The organism is Paenibacillus sp. 01T422 (assembly GCF_056398785.1).
This window is the reverse complement of record NZ_JBFTQB010000342.1, coordinates 1-6,212: the sequence shown is the minus strand read 5'-3', so window position 1 is coordinate 6,212 and position 6,212 is coordinate 1. Positions and strand designations below refer to the sequence as shown.

Here is a 6,212-nt window from a genome sequence, read left to right as displayed (position 1 = left end):
CGTAGGAAGAGTGTCCAGCATAAACAACGTTGGAAATCATTCGTGCCACTGAAGATGAACTCCATTGCATGTTAGTAATTCCAGCATTGGTGAAGTCGTATGCTATAGTTGTGGTAGACTTTCCCGACACATACTCATTGAACATGCGCACAATGATCTCTGCTTCCTCAGGAACAATCTCAAGGTTCTTCGTGTCACGATTGTATTGATATCCTAAAGGAACTTTTTTGCCCATCCAATTGCCCTTCTTTGCCGATTCCCTAGAACCCCTCATTAGACGCTTTCTTGTAGTTTGCCATTCTCTCTTTTCAATTAGCGCAATAATGTCACCGCTGAACATTTGATCTTCATTGGTATAGTCCGTCATCGATGTTGGTGTAACAAGGACACACCCTGTCTTAATCATGATCTCTTTGACTTCCTCGTAATGTTTCGTGTTCCGAGTCAAGCGAGATTGTTCGGTGCAAACGATGGCATCATATTCATAGTGCTTGATCTTGGACAGAAGCTTCTGGAACTCTGGACGATCCCATTCTTGGGACGATCCTGTCTCACTGTACAGATCATACACATACCCACGCTTTTCACATAGTTCTATCAGAGAATTAGCTTGTCCATCTATGGATGCAGTTGTCTTGTCATCGGCTTCGCGGCTTTTTCTGCAATAAATTGCAACCTTCTTAATCGCCATGATATTTCATCCCCTCATGGTATAATATTCCTTGAGGAGAGTATATCACATTTGTTGCAATTAAGCATTTGTTTGTTTATAAACCATTGTTGCAATCATCTCGAGATGTGCAAACTCCTCTGTCCCAATATCTGTTAGCAACCCCACAACCTTATCCGGAATCGCATATCGCTGATTCAAATAACGCAAAGCCGCAGCAAGCTCGCCATCGGCTCCCCCATATTGCTCCAGCAGCAGCTTCGCCATTCTCGGGTCGCATTTACTGACTCTGACTGGATACTGAAGTTTCTTCTCATATATCCACATGCTTTTTCCTCCTTATTCAGACCTGCCATGGCCATGGCGTATCAACCCATTGCCAAGGATTTTTGCTGTAGGCATGACCAAATGGCATTAGTGGGCCAAATTCCAGCTCAAATTCCTGAGCCATCGCCTTCCTCTTTTGAGCAAATTGATTGTATTGCTGGATAACTGCGAGATCGTTCGGATGTGTATCCAAATATAACGTTAGCTCGACCAATACGAAATCAACAGCCTGCAGGTCATGCATCATTTTGTAATAAGATTCCGGTACTGCTGGTGGATTCATAACCATGGGCTCCCTTCTTCTATTTTGGATTCGTAGGGTCCATACAGAGCAGGCCAGAGTGTCCCTTTTCTCAGAGCCTCATAAGGACTGAATTGCGGCAAACCTGGCGGTTGGAAGGCAATAAAGAGATGTGGCGGTACATTATACAATTTCACTTGAATCGGTGGACAAGGATCGAATGGACTGATATAGGGATAGTACTTTCTGAATTGCGATTGCATATGTCTCCTCCTCTTCTCGCATCGTTGCACGAGAAATAGTCATAGCGGCAGAGAGGCCTATAAGGACATATATGCGGTACAACTTGACCAAAATCACAGATTTTCCAAAATTTCCTCATGGTCAGTGGGCGCTTCGAGCGCTTAAAATAAGAATAATCCATGTGACACCATTACTTACACAATCTAACACCTTGGAGGGAACCACAATGRCTCGTTCTAAACAAATGATTGTTTCTACCGCAATTCTTGTAACCGTCATCATAAATGGCCTTATACCCACGCCACCTGCATCTGCGGCGTCGGCTTCAACAAGCGGTATTGCTTTAGCTCAAGGAATGACAAGCTCATCCGTGTCTGCATTGCAGACCAATTTAAAAACACTTGGCTATTTTACATATCCAGCCATCACCGGTTACTTCGGCACAATCACAGCTCAGGCTGTTAAAGATTATCAAAGGGCCTATCTATTAGCTCCAACTGGCATAGTGGATATCTCAACCCAAACCAGCATTTCCCACTCAATAAAAAAACGGCTGCTGCTGGACGATGCAATGAACTTTGTGCATGTCCCCTACCTGTGGGGCGGAGCGACTCCACAAGGTTTTGACTGCTCCGGCTTTATTTATTACATGTTTCAAAAGCACGGAATTCCAACTGCTCGTACAACCTCCAAGGAGCTTTATAACACAGGCTCATCCGTTAGTCAGGCTAATTTGCAGCCGGGCGACCTGGTCTTCTTCGCCATAGCCTCTCCCGGCATTATTGACCATGTAGGCTTCTATTTGGGGAACGGGCAATTTCTATCCGCAACACGATCAGCAGGCATTTACCCGCAAAGTCTGACAAGCTCGTATTGGGGTCCTAAGTATATGGGAGCTAAGCGCGTTTATTAGTTTTCCGCTCATTTGGTGGCACACCTGAGATGCGCTCGAGACGGCCTTCACCGCCCTCTCAGGCATTAAAAAAGCCCCTGCTCTCTGCCATAACGGCAGTGAGCAGGGCCTTATTTGCACACGGTTCAAACATCAACGTTCGGTTAATCCAACTTAATATTCAACTTCAAAAGACCAGCCTTCCGCATTGCTTGATAAATAATGACAACCAAAGGTCCTAAGAACAAACCTGCTACGCCTAGCAGTTCGAAGCCAATGTACAAGCTAATAAGAGCCGCGAGGGCATTAATTCCTACTGCTTCACTTAGCACCTTAGGCTCCACAATGCGGCGGAAGATCGTCAAGGCAAGGAACAGCACCAATAATCCAATTCCCATCCCCGTATGTCCGACTAACAGCTGATAACCAAGCCATGGGATGAACACTAGCCCCGTACCAATGACAGGAACGAATTCCATGACCATCACCAGCAAAGAAATAGCTAACGGATATTCCGCTCTGAGCACCAGCAAGCCTATGAAAGTGACCAAATACGTTAATATCGCCATGATGAGCTGAGCACGAATGAATCCAAAAATAGCTTCCCGCAAATACACTAGGACATTCTCCATTTTGGTTTTCGTCTGGTCCTCGAACATGGACAGGAACGCAATTCTCAATTTCGGTAAACTAAACATGCATAAATATAAAGCGATGACGTAGACGATCATGACGATAAAGAAATTCGGAATTTTGCCCGCCATATTCAAGAAGAATCCGGAAATTCCGCTCAGCATGTCGGTTAATGTAGCGGTTAACGTTTCTGTGCTTCGTTCCACCCAGGTTTGCACCTGCGCCGCCATTTCGGGTGACAAGGAATCATAGAACACCTGAGTTTGGCTAACGGCGTGATCGACGTATTTATTGACACCATCCATATAATTGGGTGCTTTTCTGCCGAGATCAATGACTTCTGTCACGACATTAAACCCTATGAAATAGAACAAAGCCATCGTCAGCAGCGTAAAAATGGTACTGATGATCGAAGCAGCAACCAACCGGTTAACCTTCATACCTCGCATCAGCAGCAACGTTAGAGGATCCAAAAAAATAGCTGTAACCAAGGCAAGCAGGAAAGGTAACCCTATTGTGAAAAATCCGTATAGGACCAGCAATCCAAGCACTATGATTAGTGTCGTCTTAAGCGACATAGGAATTCCTCCGATTATTCATTTCCAGGCTTTACAGCGTTGATTTTGGTAATATGTATACGTACAATCCGCAATCGATCTACTTCAGAAACTTCAAAAACATGATTGCCTGAAGCCACTCTTTTACCTTTGACCGGGGCTCCTTCCAGCTTCTTAAATAACCATCCGCCTATTGAGTCTACATCCTCGTCTTCAATTTCCAGGTCCAGCATATCATTCAAGTCTTCAATGAGCACACGTCCGTCTACGGATGTATACTTATCTTTCACTTCAACTTCTGGTCGTTCGTCAATATCGAATTCGTCGTGCAGCTCGCCAACGATTTCCTCCATAATGTCCTCTAATGTGAGAAAACCTGCAGTACCGCCGTATTCATCCACAACAATCGCTAATTGCGAATGCTTTTTCTGCATTAATTTCAAAACGCGGCTTATTTCCATGGACTCCGGCACATTCAGAATAGGTCGTATGAATTCACTTATCTCGTGCTCCACGTCGGGATCAGCCGTCAACAAATCGGTAATATGTACGAATCCGACAATTCTATCTTTATCATCGTCAGCAACAGGATAACGGGTATGTTTCGTTTCATGAACCATCCGCAAGTTTTCGATAAAGCTCATCTCTAGATATAAACAATCCATATCGGTCCGCGGCAGCATGACCTCTCTTGCAATCCGCTCTGAGAATTCAAAAATATTATCAAAAAGCACCATTTCATCTTGATCGATATGTCCGCTCCTCACGCTCTCGTCCATCAGAATACGTATCTCTTCCTCTGTATGTGCTGACTCATGCTCACTAGCGGGTTCTACGCCAATCCATGACAGAAATTTGTTCGCCGTACCATTGAGCACCCAAATGATCGGACGGAACACACGATAGAAGTACAGCAACGGTGCAGAGAGCCACAGTGAGGTTAATTCTGCTTTTTGAATCGCGAAAGACTTAGGCGCCAGTTCCCCCAGCACGATATGAAGGAAGGTAATGAAACCAAAAGCTACGATGAAAGATATCGCATGCGTATACACAGAGGCTTCTAAACCTATTACGTGGAAAAACGGTTCCATGATCAACTCAGAAACAGCCGGCTCCCCTACCCAACCTAAACCTAATGAGGCTAAAGTAATTCCGAGCTGTGTGGCTGACAGATACGTATCTAATTCCGATGTAACTTTGTCGGCATACTTTGCCTTGCTGCTGCCTTCATTGAGCAGCTGCTGGATGCGGGAATGCCGCACCTTGACAAGGGCAAATTCAGCAGCAACGAAGAAGCCATTCAGCAGAACGAGGATAATTACTAATACCAGATTAAGAACAATTGAACCAATGTCAAAGGAAGTATGTGGCAAGTGCGGATAACTCCTTCAGATAGATGATATTAGATAATAGCTTGTCGGCTTTTAAAATCAATGGAACGATAATACGAATCGGCTACCAGCAAGTTCGGGCCGCAACAAGATGCTGCACTGCAGAAGCAATTCACCTTTTGATTAAGGGGATTGTTCTCCCATCTTGCAAAAATAGTGTCCAGATGATCATCATAGATATTGCCCAAAGGCGGTTCATTCGCAAAATCTGTGACGAATACTTCGCCGGTAAATGTGCTCACATTTAAGCGATTTCGCCCGTCCGGATCATTCCGAACCGTGACATTCGCCTCGTCGCGAAGCCTTTTCACCAGTAATCGGTCCTCTTCGAGCTCATTACAAGCAAAAAACGGCAGTGTGCCGAATAACATCCACATGTCGCGGTTKCGACTGCCCAGCAAACGATGAATGCTGCTTCTCAACTCGTCCAGTGAAACCATTGGCAAATGTGAGGCAAAAGAGCTCGCGTACATGGGGTGAACCTCGTGGCGCTTACATCCCATTTCATCGATTAGCTTGTGAATTTGTGGAAGCTTCTCATGCGTGCGCGTATTAATCATAGACTCCGCGGATACGTACAGTCCGCCTTTGCTGAGCGCTATCGTATTGTCTACCATACGTTCATACATTCGCACGGCTGTTTCGCGGCCTACTGGATGCTGCGAATTAACGAAACCAACTTGGTGGAAATCGTCAGCATTCAAGTAATTAAAGGAGATATGCATGACATCCAGATAAGGAGCAAGCAGTTCATACCGCTCCAAGTCGAGCGTCAAATTGGAGTTGATTTGTGTACGAACACCCCGTTCGCGCGCATATTTAAGGATGGGCAACATGTAATCTTTGACAATCTTAATATGATAAGAGGGTTCTCCGCCTGTCAAGCTGATTGTCTCCAAATGCTCTACCTGATCCAGTTTATTCAGAATAACGGGTAAGGGAATACGTGGCCCTTCCATCATCGTTAACGAATCGCCTACCGCGCAATGCTCACACCGCATATTACACAGATTGGTAATCGTTAACTCTACACTAGTTAGTACGTGTTTCCCGTATTGCCGATAAGACCGAATCGGGTCCCAAGGGTCATAAGCGGGAGATAGCTCCGGTAAAAAGGAGCGTGTTCCATTCATATTCATGCTGTTCACACCTGACCTATCATTTCCTATTCACTTGCAATTTGTTCTTATCATGCCTATACCTATGCCCTTTATTGTAACTTATGATGCGAAAAAAAGGAAACCGCCATCTCCTTCAC

At 45.0% G+C, this 6,212-nt stretch carries 7 protein-coding genes and 1 pseudogene; 1 reads left to right on the top strand and 7 read right to left on the bottom strand.

Going from position 1 to position 6,212, the window contains the following annotated elements:
• From AC1DUA_RS19310 to AC1DUA_RS19295, 4 genes and pseudogenes are all read right to left on the bottom strand, one after another.
• Nucleotides 1-691, bottom strand: a 691-nt coding sequence (locus tag AC1DUA_RS19310; RefSeq protein ID WP_477501316.1) for a recombinase family protein, incomplete at its 3' end; no start/stop codon positions are given.
• 69 nt (nt 692-760) lie between these two features.
• Nucleotides 761-997, bottom strand: a pseudogene (locus tag AC1DUA_RS19305) (manganese catalase family protein); the annotation flags it as partial.
• Nucleotides 998-1,013: 16 nt separating this feature from the next.
• The gene (locus AC1DUA_RS19300; RefSeq protein WP_477501315.1) at nt 1,014-1,280 is read right to left on the bottom strand and encodes a spore coat protein CotJB; all 267 of its coding nucleotides are present in this window, start codon (nt 1,278-1,280) and stop codon (nt 1,014-1,016) included.
• Entirely contained in the window at nt 1,277-1,501 is a 225-nt protein-coding gene (locus AC1DUA_RS19295; protein ID WP_477501314.1) for a spore coat associated protein CotJA, read from the bottom strand. The genes AC1DUA_RS19300 and AC1DUA_RS19295 overlap by 4 nt, the downstream gene beginning before the upstream one ends.
• Nucleotides 1,502-1,707: 206 nt before the next feature.
• Here AC1DUA_RS19295 and AC1DUA_RS19290 point away from each other — a divergent pair, with 206 nt between their 5' ends.
• The gene (locus AC1DUA_RS19290) at nt 1,708-2,394 is read left to right on the top strand and encodes a C40 family peptidase (RefSeq protein ID WP_477501313.1); all 687 of its coding nucleotides are present in this window, start codon (nt 1,708-1,710) and stop codon (nt 2,392-2,394) included.
• A 143-nt stretch (nt 2,395-2,537) separates the two neighbouring features.
• On the opposite strand, the gene ytvI is transcribed toward AC1DUA_RS19290, so the two are convergent.
• Genes ytvI through yfkAB form a run of 3 tightly spaced genes read right to left on the bottom strand, consistent with a single transcriptional unit; the run spans nt 2,538 to nt 6,093 of the window.
• Nucleotides 2,538-3,584: a sporulation integral membrane protein YtvI gene (gene ytvI, locus AC1DUA_RS19285; RefSeq protein ID WP_477501312.1), complete on the bottom strand. Its 1,047-nt coding sequence runs from the start codon at nt 3,582-3,584 to the stop codon at nt 2,538-2,540.
• A 14-nt stretch (nt 3,585-3,598) separates the two neighbouring features.
• The gene (locus AC1DUA_RS19280; RefSeq protein WP_477501311.1) at nt 3,599-4,936 is read right to left on the bottom strand and encodes a hemolysin family protein; all 1,338 of its coding nucleotides are present in this window, start codon (nt 4,934-4,936) and stop codon (nt 3,599-3,601) included.
• A 29-nt stretch (nt 4,937-4,965) separates the two neighbouring features.
• On the bottom strand, nt 4,966-6,093 hold the full coding sequence (yfkAB, locus tag AC1DUA_RS19275; RefSeq protein WP_477501310.1) for a radical SAM/CxCxxxxC motif protein YfkAB: 1,128 nt from the start codon (nt 6,091-6,093) through the stop codon (nt 4,966-4,968).
• Nucleotides 6,094-6,212: the final 119 nt, after the last annotated feature.

Excerpts from the sequence above, each read along its gene's own strand:
- AC1DUA_RS19300 (WP_477501315.1), bottom strand. The coding sequence starts at position 1,280 with ATGAATCCACCAGCAGTACCGGAATCTTATTACAAAATGATGCATGAC.
- AC1DUA_RS19295 (WP_477501314.1), bottom strand. The coding sequence starts at position 1,501 with ATGCAATCGCAATTCAGAAAGTACTATCCCTATATCAGTCCATTCGAT.
- ytvI (WP_477501312.1), bottom strand. The coding sequence starts at position 3,584 with ATGTCGCTTAAGACGACACTAATCATAGTGCTTGGATTGCTGGTCCTA.